We start from the raw sequence: 24,687 nt of genomic DNA on the forward strand, positions 1-24,687 counted from the left end.
TCGATCCGTGAAATCCTCAAAATGATCCTCACCAGGCCAGACGGGCCGGACAGCGGCCATTCCGCTCGCTGTCGAATAGACGAGGATCATCATGAGCAACGAACGGAAGGTGGCCATCATCACCGGAGCCTCTCAGGGCATCGGCGCGGCGCTGGTGAAGGGATTTCGTGACCGCAACTATCGCGTCGTGGCGACGTCGCGTTCGATCAAGCAGGGCAGCGACGCGGACATTCTCGCCGTTCCCGGCGACATCGCCGATCCGGCAACCGCCGAGGCGGTCGTCCGCGAGGCGCTCGCCCGTTTCGGGCGGATCGATACGCTGGTCAACAATGCCGGCGTCTTCATCGCCAAGCCCTTCATCGACTACACGATGCAGGATTTCGAGAACAAGATCGCGACCAACCTCTCCGGCTTCTTCCACATCACGCAGCAGGCCGCGGCCGCGATGCTGAAGCAGGGCTCCGGCCACATCGTCAGCATCACCACGAGCCTGACCGACCATGCGATCAGCGGCGTCCCGTCCGTTCTCGCCAACCTCACCAAGGGCGGCACCAACTCGGCGACAAAGGCGCTCGCCATCGAATATGCGGGCCAGGGCATCCGCGTGAACGCAGTCTCGCCCGGCGTGATCAAGACGCCGATGCATGCGCCGCAGACGCACGAGTTCTTGGCCAGCCTGCATCCGGTGAAGCGGCTGGGCGAGATCCGCGACATCGTCGACGCCGTGCTGTTCCTGGAGAGCGCCGGGTTCGTCACCGGCGAGATCCTGCATGTCGATGGCGGCCAGAGCGCCGGGCACTGAGGGAGGACACCATGCCGATCGTCACCATCCAGGTCACACGGGAGGGCTCCGGCCCCGGACGCACTTCGGTTACGCCCCGTGAAAAGGCGCAACTCATCGCCGGTGTCAGCCAGCTTCTGCTCGACGTGCTCAACAAGCCGCTCGACGCGACCTTCGTCGTGATCGAGGAGGTCGAGCTCGAAAACTGGGGCTGGGGCGGCCTCCCCGTCCCCGAATATCGCAGGCGGCGCGCGGCGAGCTAGTCTCGCCGACGCCCCGCCCCATGTCTCCGACACACAGCTGAAAGGAACCGCCATGACCACGGCAAGCCAGACGCGACTGCTCGACCTTCTCGGCGTCGAGCTTCCGATCATCCAGGCGCCGATGGCAGGCTCCTCGACGCCGGAGATGGCCGTCGCGGTCAGCGAGGCCGGCGGGCTCGGCTCCCTGCCGAGTGCTCAATATGAGGAAAGCGGACTACGGGCGGCGCTGGACCGGGTGCGGGCCGGCACGCGCCGCCCGATCAACCTCAACTTCTTCAGCCACAGTAGCCCGGCCGACGATCCGGAGCGCCAGTCCGCCTGGCTCAAGCGCCTCGCCGGCTACTATGTCGAGGCCGGGCTCGACCCCGACATGCCGAAGCCGGCCACGGGGCGCACACCCTTCGACGCGATGGCAGCAGGCGTGGTGGAGGACTATCGGCCGGAGGTCGTCAGCTTCCATTTCGGGCTGCCGGCGGCCGATCTGCTCGACCGCGTGAAGCGCACCGGAGCGAAGATTCTCTCCTCCGCGACCACGGTGGCCGAGGCGCGCTGGCTCGCCGAGCGCGGCGTCGACGCGGTCATCGCCATGGGCGCCGAGGCCGGCGGACATCGCGGCAGCTTCCTGACGGACAAGATGTCCGAGCAGATCGGCACCTTCGCGCTCATTCCGCAGGTTGTCGATGCCGTCTCCGTGCCGGTGATCGCGGCCGGGGGCATCTCAGACCGGCGCGGCGTTACCGCCGCCTTCGCACTGGGCGCCGCCGCCGTGCAGGTGGGTACGGCCTATCTGTTCACGCCCGAGGCAAACCTCTCGCCGATTTACCGCAAGGTGCTCGGCATGGGCGAGCGGCCGACGGCGCTCACCAACCTGTTTACGGGCCGGCCAGCACGCGGCATCGTCAACCGCGCCATGGACGAGCTCGGGCCGCTAAGCGAAATAGCGCCGCACTTCCCGACCGCCGGCACCGCGCTGGGGCCGCTGCGCAGCGCCGCGGAGGCCGAGGGCCGCGACGACTTCAGCCCGCTCTGGGCCGGGCAATCCTTCCCGCTTGCCCGGCAGATGCAGGCGGGAACATTGACCAGAATGCTGGCAGGCGCGGTGGTCTGAAAGCGCAGGGGCAGCAATCGTCTCCGTACCCCTCCCTCCTCGCGCGAGCCGCTCGCGCACGGATGATATTCGAGTTCACATTGAGCCTGAAAGGAGCGCCAGCGCCGCCCCTTTTCCATGAACGAGCGATAATCGTTCCCCGGCAAGATCCGGACGCAGCGGCCATCGACGAAGCACGCGAAGAACACGCGTTGCGGACGCGTCTCGCTCCAGAATGTGAAGCGGCACGCCGTTTGACCCTCGATAGACGCCCAAGACTCACCCCGGCAAATCGGGGTTAGGCGCTCGCAATCACTGCGAAAAAATCGAGGATGGTGGGGTCATGCACGATGCCGACCCTGAGGTCAAAGCGGAAGCCGATTCACAGATTGGCGAAATAGAGCGCCTAGTCAGCTGCTTCCACTGAGGCCCACGCCAAGCTGCTCACAGCCTTTGGCATGCGTTTCGCTGGCCGCCGCTGCACCGGAAAATGTGACGGAACCCTGAAGAAATCGCTTGAAGCTATAGCCACTATAGGAATTAGCCTCCTTTACGTCGATAGAGGAGAGGTTCGATGACGCTGCCAGCCGGAACGCTCAAGGGACCGGAATCGCAATCGAAATCTGTCTCCTGGAAGGTCGACGGTATGGATTGCGGCAGTTGCGCTGCGACCATCCGGACCGCGCTCGAAAAGCTGCCTGGCGTCTCCGACATCAGGATTTCGGTGACCAGGGAGACGTTGAGCCTGGCTCTCGCGGACGGGACGACGACTCTCGACGCGATCGAGATGCGCGTGAAGCGGCTGGGCTTCGCACCGACGCGGCAGGCAGCCGAAGCGACGCCGTCAGAGCGCCGCGGCCACGATCATGCCCATGCCGCCGTATCGACGAAAACCGCTACGGATGAGTGCGGCTGTGGCCATGACCATGCCGCGCCGGTTCAGAAGATGGCCCGTGCGCACGATCATTCAGCGTGCGGGCACGACCATGACCATGAGCACAGCCATCACCACGGCGATCATCGTCATGGCGATGCCCCTGCCCCGGCGAACCGGGCGAGCGAGCCTCTGCCCCCCGACGCGCTGAGCTGGAAGGTCGCAGGGATGGATTGCGGAAGCTGCGCGGCGACCATTCGCACGGCGCTCGAAAAGATACCGGGCGTCAGCGATCTGAAGATTTCGATCACCAACGAGACGCTGTCGCTGCGCCTCGCCTCGGGCCATGCGGGAACAGCGGCGATCGACACCCAACTCAGCCGCCTCGGCTACAAGCCGAGTCTGCTTTCCAAACCCGCCACGATAGGGGTAGCCGCGCCGGTTGCGGTAACTGAACCGCCGTTCCGCTGGTGGCAAACCGCGAAAGGCAAGGTCGCGATCGCGGCCGGCGCCCTGCTCGCCGCGGCTTATGCGGTTGGGCTCATCCTTCCGGCCGCTGCCTTCGCCGTCTTCACATTGGCGACTGTGATCGCGGTCGCTCCGATTGCGAAGCGGGCCGTGATGGCGGCGCTTGCGGGCGCGCCCTTTACCATCGAGATGCTGATGACGATCGCCGCCGCCGGCGCCCTCTTCATCGGGGCGATCGAGGAGGCGGCCGTCGTCGTCTTCCTCTTCGCGATCGGCGAGGTTCTGGAAGGCGTCGCCGCGAACAAGGCCCGCTCCGGCATTCGCGCGCTGGCTGCGCTCGTGCCAAAGACCGCATTGCTGGAGGAAGGCGGCAGCGTGCGCGAGATCGCGGCCGCCTCGCTGCGGATCGGGCAGATCGTGCTGGTGCGGCCGGGCGATCGTGTTCCCGCCGACGGCAGCGTCGTCGCGGGCTTTTCCAGCGTTGATGAATCGCCGATCACAGGCGAATCCGTTCCCAAGGGCAAGGAGCCGGGGGCGACGATTTTCGCGGGTTCGATCAACCAGGAGGCGGCGCTGCGCATCAGCGTCGAGCGCGCGCCGGAGGACAACACGATCGCGCGCATCGTCGCGCTGGTCGAGGAGGCGCAGGACGCCAAGGCGCCGACCGAGCGCTTCATCGATCGCTTCTCGCGCATCTACATGCCCGTGATCGTCGGGTTGTCGGTGCTCGTCGCAGTGCTGCCGCCTCTGATCGTCGGCGCGGAATGGTCAGTCTGGATCTATCGCGGCCTGACGCTGCTGCTGATCGGCTGCCCCTGCGCACTGGTCATCTCGGTACCGGCCGCGATTGCCTCGAGCCTGTCGATGGCGGCAAGGCGCGGCCTTCTCGTCAAGGGTGGCGCGGTGGTCGAGGCGCTCGCCCGCACCCAGATCATCGCCTTCGACAAGACCGGCACGCTGACCTGGGGCCGCCCGGTCGTGACCGATGTCGTACCCGGCGCGTCCGATCTCGGCCACCTGCTGGCGTTGGCTGGCGCGGTCGAGCGGGAATCGAGCCATCCCCTGGCTGAGGCCATCGTGGCACGGGCGCAGGACGATCGTGCCGCCAGGATCGCGGTCACCGCGACGCGCGCTATTCCCGGCAAGGGCATGGAAGCGCGCCTGGGCGAGATGATGATCTTCATCGGCGCGCCGCGCTTCGCGACTGAACGGACGACGATGCCGGCGGACATCGGCGAACGTATCGCGGCGCTGGAGGCGCAGGGCAAGACCGTCGTGGTCGTGCTCGAAGGCGAGAGCGTCGCCGGCCTGATCGCGCTGCGTGACGAGCCGCGCCCCGATGCCCGTTCCGCTATCGCAGAACTCAAGTCGCTTGGCGTGCGCGCGGTCATGTTGACCGGCGACAACCGCCGCACGGGTGAGGCCATTGGCGGTCAGCTCGGCATCGAGGTTCAGGCCGAGATGATGCCCGAGGCCAAGGTCGAGGCGGTGCGCGCCCTGAGGCAGGAAGGCCATGTCGTAATGGTTGGCGACGGCATCAATGACGCGCCGGCGCTGGCAGCGGCCGAGGCCGGCATCGCCATGGGCTCAGGCACCGATGTCGCCTTCGAGGCCGCGGACGCTGCCCTGCTCAAGAGCCGGGTCGGGGACGTCGTGCGGCTGATCCGGCTGTCGCGTGCGACGATGACAAATATCCGCCAGAACATCGTCATCGCGCTCGGACTGAAGCTGCTGTTCCTCGTCACGACGATCATCGGCGCGACCGGGCTTTGGATCGCCGTTCTCGCGGATACGGGTGCGACCGTCCTGGTCACTCTCAACGCCCTGAGATTGCTAGGCTTCTTCAGGGGCGAGGACGGCCCGGCTCCCAGTCCGAGTTTTTCGTCAAAACACGCTTGACCTTCCCATCAGGGAAAGCTGCAGCCTGATTCTACCATCAGCAGAAGCAGGAAGGAATCATCCGATGTGTTCATGCAGTCAACATGCGGCTCCGACGCAGATCGAAGCAGACAACATATCTGACAAGGCAGTCATCCTGCTGGTCGATGACATGACCTGTAGTCATTGCGCCGATACGATCAGGAGCGCGATCGAGCAGGCGCTGCCGGGCTCGTCCGTTACTGCGGATCCACGCTCGAAGCGTGTCACGATCATCGGCGAGGGCGATCGCGCCGCGATCCAAGCGATCGTGACCAAAGCCGGCTATACGCCGAGTCTCGCGGAAGTCGCTGCCTGAAATCTGTCTTCGGGCGCCTGAATCTCGTGATCCGGCAAGTAATTCCATATAATACGGGCCCCTATTGCGGGGGCCTCGAATGACCAGGGGCGGACCGTTTCGTGAGAAGCCGTCCGCCGTGGGCGAACAGGTAGCCCTAAGACTTGGGAGGTAGCCCTAAGACTTGGGAGATAGTGTCTACGACATAACCTCTAACATATCAGATCGGCTGCAGCAGCGATCCGGAGGCGCCGTCTTCACGGACGTTTCCTTACCGCGGGACAAGCCGGCGAGACGGGAACAGCGAACAACAACGGAGTCGCCACCATGATCATGCGAGCAGGGCTTGTTGTATCTTTTCTCTATACGCTAGCCATTCAAGACGCCGCTTTCGCGCAGGGCGGCGGCAAGCTCATCATCGCCGAGAACTTCCCGCCGCGCGTCGGCTTCGCGCTTGAGACCGACGACGCCAATGTGCTGTCCAAGGCCGGGTGCCTCGAGATGCTGGCGCGCATCGATTTCGACGGAAAACTGCAGCCATCGCTCGCGACATCCTGGAAGCAAGTCGCCCCTGATGCCTGGGAATTCACCCTTCGCAAGGGCGTCACTTTTCAGGACGGCCAGCCGATGACAGCCGCAAACGTCACCGCCTCCCTCAACGCGGTGCTCAAAGCTTCCACGCCGGCCCGCTCCTTCTCGCCCAAGCTGATCAAGGCGGTGGAAGCCGTCGGTGACGACGTGGTGCGTGTCACGACCCCGCTCGCCTCCATACTGACGCCGTTGCGGCTTGCCGGCGCCAACACCGGCATCTTGTCGCCGGCGGCCTACAAGGACGGCAAGATCGATCCTGTCGGCACCTGCACGGGTCCCTTCACCATCACGCGCGTCAACGGTCAGCAGGGCATGTCGCTGAAGCGCAACGACAAATATTGGGGCGGTACCGTCAAGCTGGCCGAGGTCGAGATCAAATACATCCCCGATGCCAATGTTCGTGCCACGCAGGTACGCACCGGCGAGGCGCATGTCGGGGCAGCGGTCCCGGCCTCGACGCTCGCGACGTTGAAATCGACCACCGGACTCAAGATCGAGAGCATCGCGACGCCACGCACCAGCACCCTGCTGATCAACACCAAGAAGGTGCCACTGGACAATCCCAAGGTTCGGCAGGCCCTACAGATGGCGCTCGACCTCAAGGGCATCGCGGCGAGCCTCTATGAGGGCTCGGTGCAGCCGGCTGTCGGCCCGTTTGCACCAAGCGAGCCCTGGGCTCCCAAGGACGCGAAGTCCGCGGCTTATGATCCCAAGAAGGCGCAGGCCCTATTGGCCGAAGCCGGTATCAAGCCCGGTTCGCTCACGCTCGATCTCTTCGCTTATGTCGAGAAGGTCGAATTCAAGGATCTCGCGGCGATCCTCCAGGACCAGTTCAGCGCGATCGGCGTCAAGGCCAATATCCGCGTCGCCGAATACAAGGCGCTGGAGCCGGACATCATGGCGGGTAAATACGACCTGGCGCTGCTCTCGCGCAGCCACCTGGTCGATGTCGCCGATCCGGCCGGATATCTGCAATCGGACTATGGCTGCGGTGGCGGCTTCAACCTGTCGCATTACTGCAATGCCAAGTTCGACGAGAAACTGGCGAAGGCTGCCAGCGAGGCCGACCCCGCCAAGCGCTACGCCGTCTACTCGGAACTGGCTCAGGATTTGCAAAACGAAGCCGTGAACATCTTCGTCATCCACGAAGCCGGCAACGACGCCTATAGCGCCAAGGTCCGCAATTATCGAATCCATCCGCTGTATCAGTACACGCTGACGCCCGATCTCGCCATCGAATGAGCGGGCCTAAGCCGCGCGTGATGCGCGGCTGCCTTTAACCGGAACGGAGGCGCCCGCGATCCGCCGGTGCCTCCGCTGCAGATTGCATCGCTGCGGAGAGGAACCTGTCATGTGGCTCTTCGTCACCCGCCGACTGGCCGTCCTGTTGCTGACGCTGCTAGCGGTCTCGATCTTCGCCTTCCTGATCCCCTATTTCAGCGACGGGGATCCAGCCCTGCTGGTCCTGCGCTCGCGCGTGGCGGATTTCCAGGTCGATCAGGCCGCAGTCGAGGCACTGCGCCAGCAACTCGGTCTCGACCGTCCGTTGCTCGCGCAATATCTCGGCTGGCTCAATGCGGCGCTGCATGGTGATTTCGGCTATTCCTACACCAGCCGAGCGCCGGTGATAGACAAGATCGGCAGCGCCCTCGTGGTCTCGATCACGCTAGCCATGTCCGCGCTCGGCCTTGCGATCGTCATCGCGGTGCCGCTCGGTACGCTGGCTGCGACCAAGCCGGGCGGCTCTGTCGACACCGCTGCGACCTTCCTGACACAGACGCTGGTCGCGATCCCGGAATACTGGATGGCGCCGATGGGCATCCTGGTGTTCGCGCTTCATCTGGGCTGGCTGCCGTCGGCCGGATGGGACGGCGCGTCCTCGCTGGTGCTCCCGGCGCTGGTCCTGTCGCTGCGGCCCCTGGCCTATTTTACGCGCGTGACGCGGGCGGCGATGATCGACGTGCTGCAAGCCCCCTACATCACCGCCGCGCTGAGCCGCGGGCTCGGCATGCGGCAGACGGTGATGCACCATGGCGTGCGTAACGGCGCCATTCCCGTCGTCACCCTGTTTGCGCTGTGGCTGGCCGGCCTGCTCGGTGGCTCCGTCGTGGTCGAGGTCATCTTCGCCATCCCAGGCATGGGGCGCCTGATCTACGAAGCGGTGGTCAACAAGGACATCCCGATCCTGCAGGCGAGCTTCGTCGCTATCGTCGCCATGTCGGTACTGATCAACACGCTCGCCGACATTCTCTACGCGGTTCTCAATCCGATGGTGAGGACCGCCCATGCACATGCCTGACGCTGCCGTGGCTGCTTCGCTCTTCGAGCCTGCGAAGCTGGTTGCATCACGTCCCGGGGCGCTGCGCCGCTTCGTCGCCTTCGCGCGCCAGAGGCACTGGGCCTTCTCTGCCGGCGTCGCGATCTTCGCGCTCGTGCTGATCCTGCTGTGCTCGGCGCATTGGCTCGCGCCTTACGACCCTGCAGCGCAGAGCCTGATGCGACGCTTGCAAGGCCCGAGCGACCGGCACTGGCTTGGCACCGATCATCTCGGCCGTGACCAGCTCAGCCGCCTGCTCGTCGGCGGCCATTTCGCCATCATCATCGCGGCGGTGACGTTGTCGCTTTCGGCGATCGTCGGCACCCTGATCGGAGTGGTCAGCGCCCGCCAGGGCGGCCTTTTCGACGAGGCCACGATGCGGCTCGTGGATCTGCTGATCTCCTTTCCTGACGTCGTCGTGGCGATCTTCCTGATCGCGCTGATGGGACCAGGCTACGGCACGCTGATCGTCGCGCTGACCGTCGTGGGCTGGACGCCGTTCGCGCGCCTGGCGCGCGGTCTTGCCATCGAGATCAACGCCAAACCCTATATCAGGGCGGCCGAGATACTCGGCTGCTCGCGCCGCTTCATTATCCTGCGTCACATCATCCCCAATGCGATCCGGCCGCTGGCCGCGATGGCGTTTCTGCGCTTCGGTCACAAGCTCATCACGGTCGGCGGCCTTTCCTTCATCGGGCTCGGCGTTCAGCCGCCCCATGCCGACTGGGCGGCGATGATGGCAAGCTCCCAGCCCTATCTGGAGCGTGCGCCGCTGCTCGTCATCTGCCCGGGCCTCGCGATCTTCCTGACCGCGCTGAGTGTCACGTGGATCGGCCAAGGCCTCGAGACGAAGCGCAAGGCTGGAGGCGGAACATGAACGCGCCGGCCATCATTCCACCGGATCGGGCGCGCACCACCAGCGTGGCGGCTCTCGACGCTGAGCCCTTGCTGTCGATCGAGAACCTGCAAGTCCGGATCGGGACAAGCAGCCGCCCGGTCATTGACGGTCTCGATCTCGAGGTCAGGCGTGGCGAGGTCGTTGCACTGGTCGGAGAATCCGGCTCGGGCAAGAGCCTGACCGCACTGTCTGCGATGCGGCTGCTGCCGCCCTCGGCCGCCATAACGGATGGCACCGTCCGCTTCGGCGGTGACGATGTCGCCGCGATGCGCCCGGTCGCTCTCAACGCGATGCGCGGCGGTCGCATCGGCATGATCTTCCAGCAGCCGCTGGCGATGCTCGACCCGACCTGCCGCGTCGGAGATCAGGTCGCAGAAGGCCTGCGCGTCCATCGCGGCCTCGGCCGCGAGGCCGCGATGGAGCGCGTCATCGCCTTGTTCAAGGAAGTCGGCATTCCCGCGCCGGAAACCCGGATCCGCTGCTATGCTCACGAGCTTTCGGGCGGAATGGCGCAGCGCGTGATGATCGCGGCTGCGCTCAGCGCCGATCCCGACCTGCTCATCGCCGACGAGCCGACAACGGCGCTCGACGTGACCGTGCAGGCCCAGATCCTGCGGCTGCTCGACGAGCAGCGCCGCAAGCGCGGCATGGCCGTGCTCCTCATAACGCACGATCTTTCCGTCGTGGCCGCGCTGTCGGAGCGCGTCGCGGTGATGTATGCTGGTCGGCTCGTCGAGGAGGGACCGACGCGGGAAGTCCTGAATTCGCCCCGCCATCCCTACACCAAGGCGCTGATCCGCTGCTCTCTGCTGCAGCGTGACGAGACCGGCTCGCTGATCTCGATTCCTGGCGCGTCGACATCGGCGCGCGACATCGCCGCCGGCTGTCGTTTCCAGCCGCGCTGCCCGGTCGCAGCGGGATCCGGACACGCTCACGCCTGCTGTAGCAACGAGCCGCGCCTGGAATGCTGCAGCGGCCGGCACAAGGCGCGCTGCTGGAGTGTCAATGTGGGTGCGCCGGCTCCGGCCATGGAGCGCGAGGCATGATCGGGGCATCCGTCGACCGTCTGGCACCGGAAGCCTTGGAGGCGCCCGCTGTGGGGCGGCAGCCCTTCGTCGTCATCAATGACCTCGTCAAGACCTATCCAGTTGCCGGTTGGGGGCCTGGCGGGCGCCGCGTCGTGAACTCGGTCGACCATGTCTCGCTGTCCATTGGCGAAGGCGAGGTGCTCGGACTCGTTGGTGAATCGGGCTGTGGCAAGAGCACGATCGCACGTCTGCTGGTCCGGATGACCGGTGCCGACAGCGGTGCGATCAGGATTGCCGGCAAGGATGTATCCCGCCTGCGGGGTCATGAGCTTCTAGACTTCAGGAAGCAGGCGCAGCTGGTCTTCCAGGATCCGTTCGGCGCGCTCGACCCGCGCATGCGGCTCGGCCACAGCCTCGACGCGCCGCTGAGCGCCCATGGCATGGGTGACCGGGGACAGCGCCGCGCGATCGTGCTGGAGATGTTGCGCGAGGTCGGGCTCGACGAGAGCTTTTATGACCGGATTCCCGGCGAATGTTCCGGTGGGCAGCTCCAGCGTGTCGTGATTGCGCGTGCGCTGATATTGAAGCCCCGCTTCCTGATCTGCGATGAACCCACCTCTGCGCTCGACGCCTCGATGCGCACGCAGATCCTGAACCTGCTGCTTGATCTGAGGAAGCGCTTCTCGCTGACACTGCTGATGATCTCGCACGACCTGCGCGTGGTGCGGCATCTCTGCGACCGGATCGCGGTGATGTATCTCGGCCAGATCGTCGAGCTGGCGACGCGTGAGGCGCTGTTCGAGCGGCCTCGGCACCCCTACACCAAAGCTCTGATTGCCGCCTCCCTCCTCGAGCAGAACGGGCTCTATGGCGCGGCAGCCCTGGCCGGCGAGCCGCCGAGCCCGCTGAACCCGCCCCCCGGCTGCCGCTTCCATGGCCGCTGCACCCAGGTGCAAGCGATCTGCCGGACGCAGCCGCCGGCGCCGACCCAGATGGGCGGCGGCTGGGTTCGCTGCCATTTCCCGCAGCGATAGATCCCGGCGCCGCCGCAGGTGCCGCTAGCCGGCCTTGGGTATTGCCATCGGAATGGCCTGCGCGGCGGGTACCTTATGGTGCTGCGCCTGCAGCCCCGCCCAACCGTGATAGCCGGTGTAAAGCCCGACGAGGACGATCAATGCGCTGGAGAAATAGGGCGCTCGGCCGGCGACGGTGGAGAGCCAGCTGACGCGCTTCGTCGCCTGCCGGACGCTGATCGCCGCCACCGCGCCGACCGCGACCAGCGTGATCGCAAGCCCGATCGAGAAGCAGAGCACCAGCACTGCGCCCAGCGTGAACTGCTTGATCTGCACGCAGAGCAGCAGGACTGTGATTGCGGCCGGACAGGGGATCAGGCCACCGGTGAGGCCGAACATGACGATCTGCCACGTCGTCACATCGCGGTTGGTGAAACGCTTGCGGATGTCGTTGGCGTGCGAGAGCGCGTGGGCGTCCATATAGCCGTCATTGGCGATGGCGAGCCCTCTCTCCTGGCGATGCAGCGGGTCGGCGCCGCCGGTGTCCTGAACGAAGGAGACGTCGTAGTCATGCTCGTGATCGCCGTGGTCGAGACTGAGACGGGCCATGAAATCGTAGGGTTCGGCAATCGCCTCGGCCGACTCCATGTAGCCGTCGCGGTCTAGAAAGCTGAAGGCCTGCTTGCTGCCGTCCGGCCGTTCGATGGTCAGCGCCACGTATTCGCCGCGCCACTGGTCGCCGCTGATCACGGTAAGGCGGAAATGGGTCGGCCTCTCCGGCGGGATCTCGAGCGCCATGAAGCCGTGGCCGGTGTCGACGCGATGCGAGAGCGAGCTCTTCGCCCTGTCCCGCTCATAGGCCTCGACCTCGCGGGCATGTTGCTTGGCGCGCTGCTGGTCTTGCCAGGTGCGCCAGAACATCCACGCGGCGATACCGATGATGATCACCGCCGAGGCGAGCTGGAAATAGGGCTCGGTCGTTTCCGGATCGAGGTTCTTGAACACGTACATGCCGCCGAGCGCCACGCCCCAGACGACCAGCGTGTGCGAGAAGGTGGCGGCGAGACCGAGCAGCACCGCCTGGAACACGGTTCCGCGCACCGCGACGATGAAGGCGGCCATCATCGTCTTGGAGTGGCCGGGTTCGAGACCGTGGAGCGCACCGAGCAGGATCGCGCTCGGGATGAACAGCCAGGCATTGCCGGCGCCTTGGGCCAGCAGTTCGGTGAATGACGGCACAGGAGTGCTCCTCAGATCCGGACAGGATGCCACGCCGCCGCACCGGCCGGTCTGTCCGGCTCTGGCCGAGGGTGCCTGCGTCCTGTCCTCGTCTTCCTGATCCCGGGGAGGCGCCTGGACTCATGCCGGCGCTTGCCCGATCAAGCTGGTGTGCTCGACAAACTTTTGTCGAAATGGGTGGAGGCGTCGACAGTGGCAATTTCGGCATAGCCGCGCGCCCGCCAGAAGCCGATCGTCGCCGGCGCATCGGCGCTGGCGTGCAGATAAAGGGTGGCAAAGCCGAGGCGTCTGGCCTCGGCCTCGGCAAACCCGTTGAGCCAGCGCCCGATCTGGCGGCCACGCTGGTCCTTGCGGATATAGACGCGAACGATTTGGGCAACCTGATCCGGCTGCGGGTAGCGCGCGGCAAAAGCCGCCACCAGCTTTGGCTTCCACGCCAGGCGATAGAGGCCGGCCGTCCCCACCAGAGAACCGTCGGGCGCACTCAGGGTCCAGAAGGCGCCGCGGTTCGGCGCGCTGTACCAGGATTCCGCCGGACCTTGCGTCAGCGCGTCGAGATCCGCGTGCCAGTCGGGGCGATAGTCGAAACCGTAGAACTCCTTGATGACGTCGAGGCAGAATCGGCGTGCGTCCTCATGCTGCTCGTCCGCCTCGTCGGAGAGCAGCGCGAGGGTCAGACCATGCGGAGCTTCGATCATCGAAATCGATCCATCTCAAGGCATACGGACCAAGAGTCCGCGTGTCGAACGGCTCGCGAGGGCTTGGATGCAGCTTTTCCTTGCCAGCTGTCGCATTTGGCTATAACCCCTCCAGGAGGATAGGATCAACATGAAAAACGAACCGCATGAGAAAATCCACCATCACCGCCATCCGGAGATCATCACCCGGCTGAAGAGGGCTGAGGGGCATCTGCGCTCGACGATCGAGATGGTGGTGAATGTGCGCTCTTGCCTGGAGATCGCGCAGCAACTGCAGGCGGTCGAGAACGCGATCGCCAACGCCCGCAAGATCCTGATCCAGGAGCATATCGATCACTGCCTGGAAGAAGCGGCGGGACATATCCCGGCCGAATCCCGCGAACTCCTGAAGGAGTTCAAGGCGGTCACGAAGTTCCTCTGACGCCCGGCGTCATGGCATCGCCGATGACGAACAGAAATTCCCGGGTGCGGAGCGACGGTGAAGCCGGTGGGGCGGGCCTGCCGGCGCAAATGAAACGGAGACACCGATCATGTCGCAGCCAGCATCGATCCATATGGGCCATGGCCAGATGGTAGACATCGTCGCGCGCGACGCCGGCCAATGGGAGATCGTCTTCAGCGAAGCCGGTGTGTCCGAATACAAGGCGCCGCCGCTGAACGAGGTCGAGGTCGATGCGATCGACATGCAGGGCCGGATCCATCCTCTTGCCATCTCGGCGAGCGGCAGCGCTTCTTCCATGCTGGCCAGCGGCCATGTCGAAGGCGCCTATCGCGTTCGCATGCGCGTTGTCCACGGCACTCATTTCCACACCCGCGAGTCGCTGCTGCCGGGCGCATCGCTGCTGCGGCCGAAGCTCAGCGCGCAAGGGGGCGCGCTGGTGGCGTTCGATGGCGGGCTCGAGGCCGAGATCAAGTGGCTGGACGAAACGCGCTGGGAGATCAGCTTCCGGAAGGATGGCGCCATCGTCGCGCCGCCCCCTGTCGAGAGCGTGATCGTGCAGGCGATCGGCCCGCGTGCCGAAGACTACCAGATCCGCAACCTGACGACGCAGGTGGGCGAAGCGCCCTCGACCCTGATCGCCAGCGGCAAGATCAAGGACGCGACCCATGCCCGCCTGACGCTCAAGAGCGAGGCTGGCGAGCAGGTACGTGGCTTCCCGATCGTGAGCGCCGCCTAAGGCGACCGCGCAGACGGTCTCGCTTCGAGGTAAAGTTCAAGATGCCCTCTTGACCTTACCATTATGGGAAACCCCATTCTCTCCGGTGACACGAGCTGGAGAGACGTCATGACGACCGGAGCAATCTCGAAACAGTCTGATGCGCAGCTTATGCAGCTCGACATTTCCGTCGGCGGCATGAGCTGCGCATCCTGTGTTGGGCGTGTCGAGCGTGCCGTCGCCGCCGTCGAGGGCGTCGAGGCTGTCGCGGTCAATCTCGCGACCGAACGGGCCCATATCAAGCTGTCCTCAGCGAAGGCCGATCCAGCGGCGATCGTCACGGCCATTCGCAAGGCCGGATACAAGCCTGCGGAGAGCACGATAGAGTTGAGCGTGTCCGGCATGACCTGTGCCTCCTGCGTCGGGCGTGTCGAGAAAGCGCTGAAGGCTGTGTCGGGCGTTCTCGATGCGACCGTCAATCTCGCGACAGAACGGGCGTCCGTCCGGGTTTTGGGCGGCGCGGATATCGCGTCCCGGCTTGTCGCAGCGGCGAGTGCGGCCGGTTATGCCGCCGAACTTGTCCCGCCCGGCACCGATGCCGCTGATCGCGAGCAGCAGGCGCGCGAGGTCGAACAGGCCAATTTGCGTCGCGCGGTCATTGTTGCGGCAATCGCGACGGTGCCGCTGCTCGTATTCGAGATGGGCATGCACCTCTCCGAAACGCTGCATCATTTTCTGGCAGGCAAGATCGGCGAGTTCAACATCAAGGTCGCGTCGTTCCTGCTGGCGAGCTTCGTTCAGTTTGGCCCAGGCCTGCGCTTCCAGCAGAAGGGCTGGCCCGCCCTACTGCGCGGCGCACCCGACATGAACTCACTGGTGATGCTCGGCACGAGCTCCGCCTACCTGTATTCGGTGGTCGCGACCTTCACGCCTAGCTTGCTGCCGGACGGCACGGACTACACCTATTTCGAGGCCGGGGCAGTGATCGTCGCACTGATCCTGACCGGCCGCTGGTTCGAGGCCCGCGCCAAGGGCCGGACCAGCGAGGCCATCCGGCGGCTGATGTCGCTGCAGGCGAAGTCGGCGCGAATCCTGCGCGATGGCAAAGAGATCGATGTCGCAATCGATGCCGTCATGCCGGGCGACACCGTGATCATGCGGCCCGGCGAGCGCATCCCCGTCGACGGTGAGGTCGTCGAGGGCGTCTCCTATGTCGACGAAGCAATGATCACCGGCGAGCCAGTCCCTGTGCGCAAGGAATTGGGCTCAGGCGTCACGGGCGGCACCGTCAACGGCGCAGGCGCATTCCGCTTCACGGCCCAAAAGGTCGGCGCCGACACGCTGCTTGCTCAGATCGTCCGAACCGTCGAGGCGGCGCAGGGGTCCAAATTGCCGATCCAAGCCTTGGTCGACAAGGTGACGATGTGGTTCGTACCCGTCGTGATCGCGTTGGCACTGCTGACCTTCGCAGCCTGGCTCGCCTTCGGCCCGAGCCCGTCTCTCTCCTATGCGCTCGTCAACGCCGTCGCTGTCCTTATCATCGCCTGCCCCTGCGCCATGGGCCTTGCGACGCCAACCTCCATCATGGTCGGCACAGGAAAGGGAGCGGAACTCGGCGTTCTTTTCCGTCAGGGCGAAGCGCTTCAGTCGCTGAAGGATGCGAAGGTCGTGGCATTGGACAAGACCGGCACCCTGACGAAGGGCAGGCCCGAATTGACTGACGTCACGGTCGCACCGGGCTTTGCCGAGGACGAAGTGTTGCGCCTGATTGCCTCTGTGGAGACACGGTCCGAGCATCCGATTGCCGAAGCTATCGTGGCCGCGGCGCGTCAGCGCGCCCTCGCCCTTGTCGAACCAGCCGATTTCGCCAGTGAGCCGGGCTTCGGTGTAGGTGCTACGGTCGAGGGCCGGAAGATCGAGATCGGCGCGGATCGGCTGATGCGCCGTCTGAGCCTTGATCTCGCACCCCTCAAGGATGTCGCCGCCCGTCTTGGCGATGCCGGCAAGACGCCGTTTTATGCCGCGATCGACGGCAAGCTCGCCGCCATCGTCGCCGTGACTGATCCGATCAAGGAAACGACGCCCGAGGCGATTGCCGCTTTGCACGGCCTCGGCCTGCGGATCGTGATGATCACCGGAGACAACCAGCGCACGGCGGGCGCCATCGCCAGGCGGCTCGGCATCGACGAAATCGTGGCCGAAGTGCTACCGACGGGGAAGGCCGCGGTGATCAAATCACTGCAGGCGGGCGGCGTGAAGGTCGCTTTCGTCGGCGACGGCATCAACGATGCGCCGGCATTGGCCCAGGCCGATATCGGCATCGCCATTGGCACCGGCACCGACATTGCCATCGAGAGCGCCGATGTCGTGTTGATGTCGGGAGACCTCAACGGTGTCGCCAAGGCCATCGCGCTTTCGCAGGCGACGATCGCGAACGTCCGTCAGAACCTCATCTGGGCCTTCGGCTACAATGTCGTTCTGATCCCGGTTGCCGCCGGCGCGCTCTACCCCGCATTCGGTATCCTGATGTCGCCGATGTTTGCGGGCCTGGCGATGGCGCTCTCCAGCGTCAGCGTGCTGGCCAATGCGTTGCGCTTAAAGCGCTTCGGCGGGGCGGCCGCCATGACGGTCATGCCACTCGCACGAGCGCGCCTCGCCGCGGCCGAATGAACCGAAGCTCCCACTACAAGGAGAAATCCCATGAACATCGGACAGGCCGCTAACGCCTCAGGCGTCACCGCCAAGATGATCCGCTACTACGAGAGCATCGGGTTGATCGGGGCGCCCATTCGTACCGAAGCCGGCTACCGCGTTTATTCAGGCGGCGAGATACACACGCTGCGGTTCATCAAACGGGCGCGAACACTGGGATTTTCGATCGAGGAAGCCCGTGAGCTGTTGGCTCTATGGCATGATAAGAGCCGCGCCAGTGCCGCCGTGAAGAGTTTGGCCATGAAACACGTCGGCAATCTCGAAACCAAGATCGCCGAGCTTCAGGCGATGTCAGGAACTCTGAGACACCTGGCCCAAACGTGCCATGGCGATGATCGTCCGGACTGCCCGATCCTCGCTGACCTGGCTGATCCTGTCGCGACGCTCGCCCCGACAGGCAGCAAATCGTCACACAAAAAGAAGCAGCAGCATGAGGATTGCGCCTGCCATGACGGGCCTGTCCCAGCAGATGCGCGGCGCCGAGCCAGGTCGACGCCGGCCACTCATCTCGCTCCGTCGAACGATCACTGACGGAGCAACTTTACACGGCGCGGACGACGTCGATCGCCTTATGCGACGAACCGAGGCAATTGGCCTGATAGACCACGAGCTTGCCGGCACTCAGCACGGTCTTGATAGGTGGGTTGATACAACCTCCGTCGAGCAACGCATGTTGCAAGTCGCCGTCAGCGGCACCCGCTGTCTGGAAACCCGACAGGATCACCAAGCCGACCACCAATGCCGCGCGACGACGGGCGGGCACCATGCACCCGTCCGCGAGTGATCCAATCACTTGGTCTTCTGCAGCTTCGTGACGGTGATCTGACCGTTGACGCGGTCGGCGTCGAACTTGATCTTGTCGCCCGATTTCAGGCCCTTGAGCATGGCGGGATCGCCCGCCTTGAACACCATCGACATCGCTTCCATGTCGAGGTTCTTGATCGGGCCGTGGTTGATGGTGAGCTTGCCCTGGGCTTCGTCGACCTTCGCGACGGTGCCGTTGACCGACTGGGCGGCGGCTGGCAGCGCGACGGCGATAAGCGCGATCGTGAAGAGTGATTTCAGCATCGGATGCTCCTGTAGCTGAGTGAGGCGCCTACTTGACGATGACCTTGCCGGTCATGCCGGCCTCGCGGTGACCGGGGATGAGGCAGGAAAAGTCGAACTCTCCGGCCTTGGTGAACTGCCAGACGATCTCGCCGGTCTTCTTCGGGGCGAGGCGCTTGGCGTTCGGATCGTCGTGCTCCATATCGGGGTTCTTCTGCATCTCGATCGCGTGCTTCAGGTTCTCCTCAAGCGTGGCGAGGACGAGCTCGTGATCGAGTTCGCCGTTGTTGCGCAGGGCAAATTTCACCTGCTCGCCGCGGCGGATCTCGATCCGATCCGGGATGAAGGCCATCTTGCCGTCCTTCTCAGCCATTACGATGGAGACGATCCGCGCGGGCTTCTTCGGGTCGCCGGGCTTGCCGTATGCGGTGTCTGCGCCATGGCTGTGACCAGCGCCGCCAGGCCCGGCAACGCCTGCGCCTGCCGAAAGCAGGAGGGCGAGAGCCGCAAGTTTGGGTTTCGACATTTTCATCGTCATCGATGCTCCTGAGGTCCGTGGATCAATGATTTGAGTGAGGATTTTTGGCGGCAGGCCGCGGCTTTCCGTCCGGGCCGAGCCTGGGCTTGCGTGGGTCCCTGGCGCGCCAATCGACCGACTCGACGCCGCTGTCGGGCCCCTTCGTGCGCGGCGCCTCGCTGAGCTTTTCGCCCTTGTATTCGAAGGCGACCGTCCCTTCGGGATTCTTGTAGGGGCCGGGATCCTTGTATTCGCCCTTGGCCAGCCCCTCGCGCACCTTCACCACCGAGAACATGCCGCCCATCTCGACCGGACCGAATTGGGCGAAGCCAGTCATCATCGGCAGTGTGTTGTCGGGCAGCGGCATCTCCATCGAGCCCATCTCGCCCATGCCGTTCGAGCCCATCGGCATGTAGCCTGGCGCGATCTTGGCGATCCGCTTGGCGATGTCCTTCTTGCCGACGCCGATATAGGTTTTCACCGAATGGCCCATGGCGTTCATGGTGTGATGCGACTTATGGCAATGGATCGCCCAGTCGCCCGGCTCATCGGCGACGAAATCGAAGGCGCGCATCTGACCGACGGCGCAGTCGATCGAAACCTCGTCCCATGCTGCCGCCGGATCGACCCAGCCGCCATCGGTGCAGGAGACCTTGAACTCGTAGCCATGCATGTGGATCGGGTGGTTGGTCATCGTCAGATTGCCGAAGCGGATCCTGACCTTGTCGTTCTTAGCCACCACGAACGGGTCGATGCCCGGGAAGACCCGGCTGTTCCAGCACCACAGGTTGAAATCGAGCATGGTGTTGACCTTCGGCACGTAGGAGCCGGGCTCGATGTCGAAGGCGTTGAGCAGGAAAACGAAGTCGCGGTCGACGCGACGGAAGGCCGGGTCCCTGGGGTGGACGACGAAGAAGCCCATCATGCCCATCGCCATCTGCACCATCTCGTCGGAATGGGGATGGTACATGTAGGTGCCGGAGCGCCGGAGCTGGAACTCGTAGACGAAGGTCTTGCCCGGGGGGATGTGCGGCTGCGTCAGGCCGCCGACACCGTCCATGCCGTTGGGCAGGCGCTGGCCATGCCAATGGATCGTGGTGTTCTCCGGCAGCTTGTTGGTGACATAGATGCGGACCTTGTCGCCCTCGACCGTCTCGATCGTCGGCCCCGGCGATTGGCCGTTATATCCCCAGAGATAGGCCTTCATTCCCGGTGCGAGCTCGCGCACGACAGGTTCCGCGACGAGATGGAACTCTTTCCAGTCACCGTTCATGCGCCAGGGCAGCGTCCAGCCGTTCAGCGTCGCGACCGGCTGGTAGTCGGGGCCGGTTGTCGGGACGAGCGGCGACTGGGTCGAGGCCTCTGTCATCGTCGGCGCCTCCGGCACGGAGGCGAAAGCAGTTCGGCCGGAGACGGCGGTGGCGCCCGCGAGCACCAGCCCCGACGATCCGATGAAGCCTCTGCGCGACAGCGTCGTCATCTCAGGGTCCTTCCGGTACTGGGTCAATGGGCTGCCCCTCCGCCGCCGCTCGCCGTCGCAACGACAGAGCTGCTGCTGCCTCCACCGGCGCCACCACCAATGAGGGCATGCTTGAAGTCGGCGTGGGCGATCCAGAAATCGCGTCTGGCGTTGATCGCCGCGACATTCGACAGGATGCGGCCGCGCGCATCGACGATGAGCTCCGTCACGTCGGTCAGCATGCCGTTGTACTGCAGCAGCGACTCGTCCTGGATGATCTTGCGCAGCGGCAGGACGTTGTTCTGGTACTGCTGGGCGATGTCGTAGCTGGCGCGGTAGCCGGTATAGGCCTCGCGCGCCTCGGAGCGGACATTCACCGCCTTTTCGGCCAGCCGATTGGCCGCCTGCATATAGGTCTGCTCGGCCAGAACGACCTTTGATTGACCGAAATCGTAGATCGGGATTTCGATCTCGAGTTCGAGCGTCCGGCTGCGGCTCGTCTCGCGCTCGACATGACCATCCTCCGACACGCTGCGTGCGCGATCGTAGGTGCGCCGACCGAGCAGATCGACGTCGTTCACGAAACGGGTCGCCTGGGTCAGACCAAGCGACTTGGCGAGCGCGTCAAGATCCCCTCGCGCGATCTGGACATCGATCCGCTTGCGCAGCGCCTCACCCTCGATAGATTTGACGGTCTGAATGCGCGGCAGCGGCGGCAGGGTGCCCGGCAGCTTGAACTTCAGGTCGTCGCCCCAGAGCCCGAGCTGCCTCACGAGCCGCTCGCGCTCCTGGCGCTGTTGCAAACGTGCCTGCGCCAACTGCGTGCCCAGTTCCGCGTCGAAAGCGAATTCGCGCGCCTGGTTCAGCTTGTTGATGCCGCCGGATTCGCCGAGCCGCTTGAACAACTCGGTTGCCGCGTCGGACGATGCTTTTGCTTGCTGGAAGAAGTCGACCTGCGCGTTGGCGGCGACCGCGCGATAGTACTGTCGGCGCGTGTCGGCGGCGAGCTTGAGCACGGCCTCGGCCGCTCGCAATTGCGCCGTACGAAAGCGATCGCCCGCGATTTCGGCACGGGCCGGCAATGTCGCAAGCGCAAAGAGGCTGCCCGCGATCTGTCGCTCGATCTCGATTTCGAACCGGCCCGAGAGCTTGGAGATGCCAAAGGTCGGGTTGGGCGGGAGGCTCGCCGCCACCATTTGCGCCTCGGCGATGCCGAGCTCGTTGAAGGCAGCCTGGAGACCGCGATTGTTCAGCAGAGCGATCTGGACGGCGGTATCCGCAGTCAGCGGCTTCCGGAGCAGCTGGCCGACACGGTTCTTGGCGCTGCCGGCCGTTGCATCGTCGCCGATCTTGACCACTTCCTTGTTGAGCTCGCTGTAGCTGATCGCCTGCACCGAACCGAGGCCGCCATCCGGCGAGAAACCGGCGCAGCCGCCGAGCAAGGCTGCCGCACCTGCAAGAAGGCTCAATCGGAAAGCGCGACGGGAGGTGGAGATCGCAGGAGCGGTCAAGACGTGCCTTTCTCGTGGGGCAGCGGATCGGTGCTCGGAATCGGTCGAACGGGTCATGGCGTCGGCCCGACCCGGCGATTGAGTTCACGCCAATCCCTGGGCTCGGCCGGACGCAGTGCTGCCGCGCCAGCGGTCACGCTGCGATAAGCAGTGACCGGAACCTTGATTGTGGGGTCGGCGGGCCTCGCGAGGTAGTCCGGAACGGGGGCAAGCGAGCAGGCGCCAAGCGCAACCCCAAGCGCAGCGATGATCGGCACCTTCACGAACGTCACGGTTCGACTCCCCCGATTTCCGTAAACCAGGGGTAGCAACCGGCCCGACGTGGCGTCCGTTACAAATTGTTTCAAAGCAGCGCGGGCGGGCGCGTCACCTGAGCGCTATTATCCTGGATATCCGCAGCGACGGGGGCCGCTATATTCGGCGGAAGCCCCCCCTGGAATGGATCAGACGCGCTTGAACCAAGCCTCCACTCCGATGTCCAACGACGATCACGGACACATCCTGGTCGTGGATGACGATCCGCAGCTCCGGCTGCTGGTGGCGCGCTTTTTCCAGCGCTACGGCTATCAGGTTACCGGAGCGCCTGACGGTCGCGTGATGATGGATGTGCTCGCGCATACGCCGATCGACCTGATCGTTCTGGATCTCATGCTGCCGGGTCGATCCGGAGCGGAACTCTGCCGTGACGTCCGGGTGACGTCGCATGTCCCCATCGTGATGCTGACGGCCAGGAACGAGGAGAACGTCCGCGTCATGGGCCTCGAGGGCGGAGCCGACGACTATGTCACCAAGCCGTTCAGCCCGCGCGAACTGCTCGCTCGAGTCCGCGCCGTTCTACGCCGCTCACGCGCAGCGCACGGTTCCGCGGAAGCGCGGGGAACCGAGCTCGTCACCTTCGACGGCTGGACGATGGATCTGCGTCGCCGCGAGCTTCAGTCGCCGTCGGGCACGCTGATCGACCTGTCGACGGGGGAATTCGACCTCCTTGTCGCCTTCGTCGAACACGCCAACCGGGTGCTGTCGCGCGAGGCCCTGCTGCAGTTCGCCAAGGCTCGTGCGAGCAACGATCCCTTCGACCGAACCATCGACGTCCAGATCAGCAGGCTGCGACGCAAGCTCGAGGCCGGGCAAAATGGCGGGCAACTGATCAAGACGATCCGGGGAGCGGGATATATGCTGGCCTCCAATGTCCGATCACGGGAGGGACAGTCCGCTTGAAGAAAGCTCTGAGCCGTCTCTTTCCCGATACCGTCGCGAGTCGGGCAATCTTGATCCTGGTCGCGGCGCTGCTCGCCTTCCATTTCCTCGGCTATTGGGCCTATCGTGTCGGCGTCGAAAGCCTGGCCACAGCGACGCGCGATCGCGGGCTGGCGGAGCGCGTCGTCTCAATCAAGCGCGCCATCGCCAGCCTTCCCGAAGCACCCGACCGCGACCGCGTCGCGCATGATCTCTCCAGCGCCAGCCTCGAGGTGCATTGGAGCAAGGTCAGCTTGGTGCTCGGCGCCGCGCCGACGACGGAACGGACGCAGGCGATGGAGGCGCGGCTCAAGGAACTCGTGCCGGATCTGGCCGCGGAATCCTTCAGGGTTGGCTTCGCGGACGATGGCGCACTCGGCGCCGGCGACGCCGATGCCTATCGGCACATGATGCTCGTCTCGGTGCGGCTGGACGACGGCTCCTGGGTCAACTTCTCTTCATCCGCCCTCGGAGCGACGCAGCATACCGACTGGAGCGTGCTGGCCACCGCGATCTGCTTCGCCGTCGCAATCGTCGTCGTCGCACTCCTGCTGCTTCGCTGGGCGACGCGGCCGCTGCGGGACCTGGCCGTCGCGGCCGAACGCTTCAGCCTCGACCAGACACCCCAGCCCCTCGCGGAAAGCGGGCCTTCCGAGGTCCGCCGCGCCGCGTGCGCCTTCAACACGATGCGCGAGCGCATCCAACGGTTGGTCACGGAGCGCATGCAGGCCCTTGCGGCCGTCTCGCATGACCTGCGGACCCCGATCACGCGACTGAGGCTCCGATCCGAGCTTCTCGATGACGATTCCGTTCGCGAACTGATGGATGCCGACCTGTGCGAGATGGAAGGCATGATCGACTCGACCCTGGAGTATCTCCGCGGTGGTGTTTCGAACGAACCCATTCGGCCGATCGACATCGTCTCAGTGATCGAGACCATCGTTGACGAGCAGATCGATCAGGGAAAGCGGATCTCGCTGAGCGGGATCGAGCGCGGGCGGGTGCTCGGCAGGGTTCTCGCCCTGAAGAGGGCCTTCTGGAATGTCATCGGCAATGCCGTGAAGTTCGGCGACGAGGTAACCGTCGAGATCAGCGAAACCCAGACCGAGCTGATCGTCGTCATCGAAGACGATGGCCCTGGCATTCCCGAGACCGACATGGAGCGAGTCTTCCAGCCTTTCACCCGGCTGGAGGAATCGCGCGGCCGTGAAACGGGCGGCTCAGGTCTGGGCCTGACGATCGCGCGCGCCGTCGTCCGCTTCCATGGTGGCGAAATCCTGCTGTCGAACCGCCCGGGAGGCGGGTTGACGGTACGAATATCGCTCTCGAAGCCGGATCCGAGTTCTCAGCGACCGCCGGGCTTGCCAGACGAGTGCGAACAGAAGGCCAAGGATGCAGTTGCGACGCTATCCACCTCGGCGAAGGCCGACCCATCCTTCGATCGCCGAACCGAAGGATCGCTCGGGGGGATCACCGAGGCAAGCTGCCGGACGGCAAACTCCTCAGAGAGCCCCCCGGACTCACCTGCTGCCGCTCTCCATTGACGTGAGTCCGGAATCCGAACCTGATGGTCAGG

23 protein-coding genes and 1 pseudogene are annotated in these 24,687 nt (G+C 64.8%); 16 read left to right on the forward strand and 8 right to left on the reverse strand.

What is annotated here, in order from left to right; all coding sequences use genetic code 11:
* Positions 1-91: 91 nt before the first annotated feature.
* The 10 genes from AC1RMY_RS15905 (at position 92) to AC1RMY_RS15950 (ending at position 11,556) form a co-directional block, all read left to right on the forward strand.
* Positions 92-802: an SDR family NAD(P)-dependent oxidoreductase gene (locus AC1RMY_RS15905; RefSeq protein WP_492866075.1), complete on the forward strand. Its 711-nt coding sequence runs from the start codon at positions 92-94 to the stop codon at positions 800-802.
* Between the two features lie 11 nt (positions 803-813).
* Positions 814-1,044, forward strand: a complete 231-nt coding sequence (locus tag AC1RMY_RS15910) for a tautomerase family protein (protein WP_492866077.1) — start codon at positions 814-816, stop codon at positions 1,042-1,044.
* A gap of 52 nt (positions 1,045-1,096) precedes the next feature.
* A complete protein-coding gene (locus AC1RMY_RS15915) occupies positions 1,097-2,152 on the forward strand; it encodes an NAD(P)H-dependent flavin oxidoreductase (RefSeq protein ID WP_492866079.1) in 1,056 nt (351 codons plus the stop codon).
* A 553-nt stretch (positions 2,153-2,705) separates the two neighbouring features.
* Positions 2,706-5,372 carry a heavy metal translocating P-type ATPase gene (locus AC1RMY_RS15920; protein ID WP_492866080.1) on the forward strand — a complete coding sequence of 889 codons (2,667 nt, stop codon included), beginning with the start codon at positions 2,706-2,708 and terminating at the stop codon, positions 5,370-5,372.
* Positions 5,373-5,436: 64 nt separating this feature from the next.
* Positions 5,437-5,709 carry a heavy-metal-associated domain-containing protein gene (locus AC1RMY_RS15925; protein ID WP_492866082.1) on the forward strand — a complete coding sequence of 91 codons (273 nt, stop codon included), beginning with the start codon at positions 5,437-5,439 and terminating at the stop codon, positions 5,707-5,709.
* Between the two features lie 306 nt (positions 5,710-6,015).
* Positions 6,016-7,521 carry an ABC transporter substrate-binding protein gene (locus AC1RMY_RS15930; protein WP_492866084.1) on the forward strand — a complete coding sequence of 502 codons (1,506 nt, stop codon included), beginning with the start codon at positions 6,016-6,018 and terminating at the stop codon, positions 7,519-7,521.
* A 109-nt stretch (positions 7,522-7,630) separates the two neighbouring features.
* Positions 7,631-8,578, forward strand: coding sequence for an ABC transporter permease (locus AC1RMY_RS15935; RefSeq protein WP_492866086.1), 948 nt, complete (start codon positions 7,631-7,633; stop codon positions 8,576-8,578).
* Entirely contained in the window at positions 8,571-9,473 is a 903-nt protein-coding gene (locus AC1RMY_RS15940) for an ABC transporter permease (protein WP_492866088.1), read from the forward strand. Before AC1RMY_RS15935 ends, AC1RMY_RS15940 begins: the two co-directional genes overlap by 8 nt.
* Positions 9,470-10,540, forward strand: coding sequence for an ABC transporter ATP-binding protein (locus tag AC1RMY_RS15945; RefSeq protein ID WP_492866089.1), 1,071 nt, complete (start codon positions 9,470-9,472; stop codon positions 10,538-10,540). The genes AC1RMY_RS15940 and AC1RMY_RS15945 overlap by 4 nt, the downstream gene beginning before the upstream one ends.
* Positions 10,537-11,556 carry an ABC transporter ATP-binding protein gene (locus tag AC1RMY_RS15950; RefSeq protein ID WP_492866091.1) on the forward strand — a complete coding sequence of 340 codons (1,020 nt, stop codon included), beginning with the start codon at positions 10,537-10,539 and terminating at the stop codon, positions 11,554-11,556. The genes AC1RMY_RS15945 and AC1RMY_RS15950 overlap by 4 nt, the downstream gene beginning before the upstream one ends.
* Before the next feature lie 24 nt (positions 11,557-11,580).
* On the opposite strand, the gene AC1RMY_RS15955 is transcribed toward AC1RMY_RS15950, so the two are convergent.
* Positions 11,581-12,774: a nickel/cobalt efflux transporter gene (locus AC1RMY_RS15955; RefSeq protein ID WP_492866093.1), complete on the reverse strand. Its 1,194-nt coding sequence runs from the start codon at positions 12,772-12,774 to the stop codon at positions 11,581-11,583.
* A 140-nt stretch (positions 12,775-12,914) separates the two neighbouring features.
* On the reverse strand, positions 12,915-13,472 hold the full coding sequence (locus AC1RMY_RS15960) for a GNAT family N-acetyltransferase (protein WP_492866094.1): 558 nt from the start codon (positions 13,470-13,472) through the stop codon (positions 12,915-12,917).
* Positions 13,473-13,602: 130 nt separating this feature from the next.
* Between AC1RMY_RS15960 and AC1RMY_RS15965 the strand changes: the two genes are divergently transcribed.
* The 4 genes and pseudogenes from AC1RMY_RS15965 to cueR form a co-directional block, all read left to right on the forward strand.
* Positions 13,603-13,893: a metal-sensing transcriptional repressor gene (locus AC1RMY_RS15965; RefSeq protein ID WP_492866096.1), complete on the forward strand. Its 291-nt coding sequence runs from the start codon at positions 13,603-13,605 to the stop codon at positions 13,891-13,893.
* Positions 13,894-14,002: 109 nt separating this feature from the next.
* Complete coding sequence (locus AC1RMY_RS15970) at positions 14,003-14,650, forward strand: hypothetical protein (RefSeq protein WP_492866098.1); 648 nt, start codon at positions 14,003-14,005, stop codon at positions 14,648-14,650.
* A 108-nt stretch (positions 14,651-14,758) separates the two neighbouring features.
* Positions 14,759-17,299, forward strand: coding sequence for a heavy metal translocating P-type ATPase (locus tag AC1RMY_RS15975; protein ID WP_492866100.1), 2,541 nt, complete (start codon positions 14,759-14,761; stop codon positions 17,297-17,299).
* A 30-nt stretch (positions 17,300-17,329) separates the two neighbouring features.
* Positions 17,330-17,722 (forward strand): annotated as a pseudogene (cueR, locus tag AC1RMY_RS15980) (Cu(I)-responsive transcriptional regulator); the annotation flags it as partial.
* 160 nt (positions 17,723-17,882) lie between these two features.
* Here cueR and AC1RMY_RS15985 read toward each other — a convergent pair.
* The 6 genes from AC1RMY_RS15985 to AC1RMY_RS16010 all read right to left on the reverse strand — a co-directional run bounded on the left by AC1RMY_RS15985 (position 17,883) and on the right by AC1RMY_RS16010 (position 22,147).
* Complete coding sequence (locus tag AC1RMY_RS15985) at positions 17,883-18,107, reverse strand: hypothetical protein (RefSeq protein WP_492866102.1); 225 nt, start codon at positions 18,105-18,107, stop codon at positions 17,883-17,885.
* Between the two features lie 23 nt (positions 18,108-18,130).
* Positions 18,131-18,409 carry a copper-binding protein gene (locus AC1RMY_RS15990; protein WP_492866104.1) on the reverse strand — a complete coding sequence of 93 codons (279 nt, stop codon included), beginning with the start codon at positions 18,407-18,409 and terminating at the stop codon, positions 18,131-18,133.
* A 28-nt stretch (positions 18,410-18,437) separates the two neighbouring features.
* The gene (locus tag AC1RMY_RS15995) at positions 18,438-18,920 is read right to left on the reverse strand and encodes a cupredoxin domain-containing protein (protein WP_492866620.1); all 483 of its coding nucleotides are present in this window, start codon (positions 18,918-18,920) and stop codon (positions 18,438-18,440) included.
* A gap of 28 nt (positions 18,921-18,948) precedes the next feature.
* On the reverse strand, positions 18,949-20,385 hold the full coding sequence (locus tag AC1RMY_RS16000) for a multicopper oxidase family protein (protein WP_492866106.1): 1,437 nt from the start codon (positions 20,383-20,385) through the stop codon (positions 18,949-18,951).
* A gap of 23 nt (positions 20,386-20,408) precedes the next feature.
* On the reverse strand, positions 20,409-21,833 hold the full coding sequence (locus AC1RMY_RS16005) for a TolC family protein (RefSeq protein ID WP_492866108.1): 1,425 nt from the start codon (positions 21,831-21,833) through the stop codon (positions 20,409-20,411).
* Positions 21,834-21,928: 95 nt separating this feature from the next.
* Positions 21,929-22,147 (reverse strand): hypothetical protein, encoded by a 219-nt coding sequence (locus AC1RMY_RS16010; RefSeq protein WP_492866109.1) that lies wholly within the window; start codon positions 22,145-22,147, stop codon positions 21,929-21,931.
* A 49-nt stretch (positions 22,148-22,196) separates the two neighbouring features.
* Here AC1RMY_RS16010 and AC1RMY_RS16015 point away from each other — a divergent pair, with 49 nt between their 5' ends.
* Both AC1RMY_RS16015 and AC1RMY_RS16020 read left to right on the forward strand, forming a co-directional pair.
* Positions 22,197-23,093, forward strand: coding sequence for a response regulator transcription factor (locus AC1RMY_RS16015; RefSeq protein WP_492866111.1), 897 nt, complete (start codon positions 22,197-22,199; stop codon positions 23,091-23,093).
* Entirely contained in the window at positions 23,090-24,655 is a 1,566-nt protein-coding gene (locus AC1RMY_RS16020) for an ATP-binding protein (protein WP_492866113.1), read from the forward strand. Before AC1RMY_RS16015 ends, AC1RMY_RS16020 begins: the two co-directional genes overlap by 4 nt.
* Positions 24,656-24,687 lie beyond the last annotated feature (32 nt).

The sequence above is a fragment of the Allobosea sp. GW822-FHT03F07 genome (genome assembly GCF_058801345.1).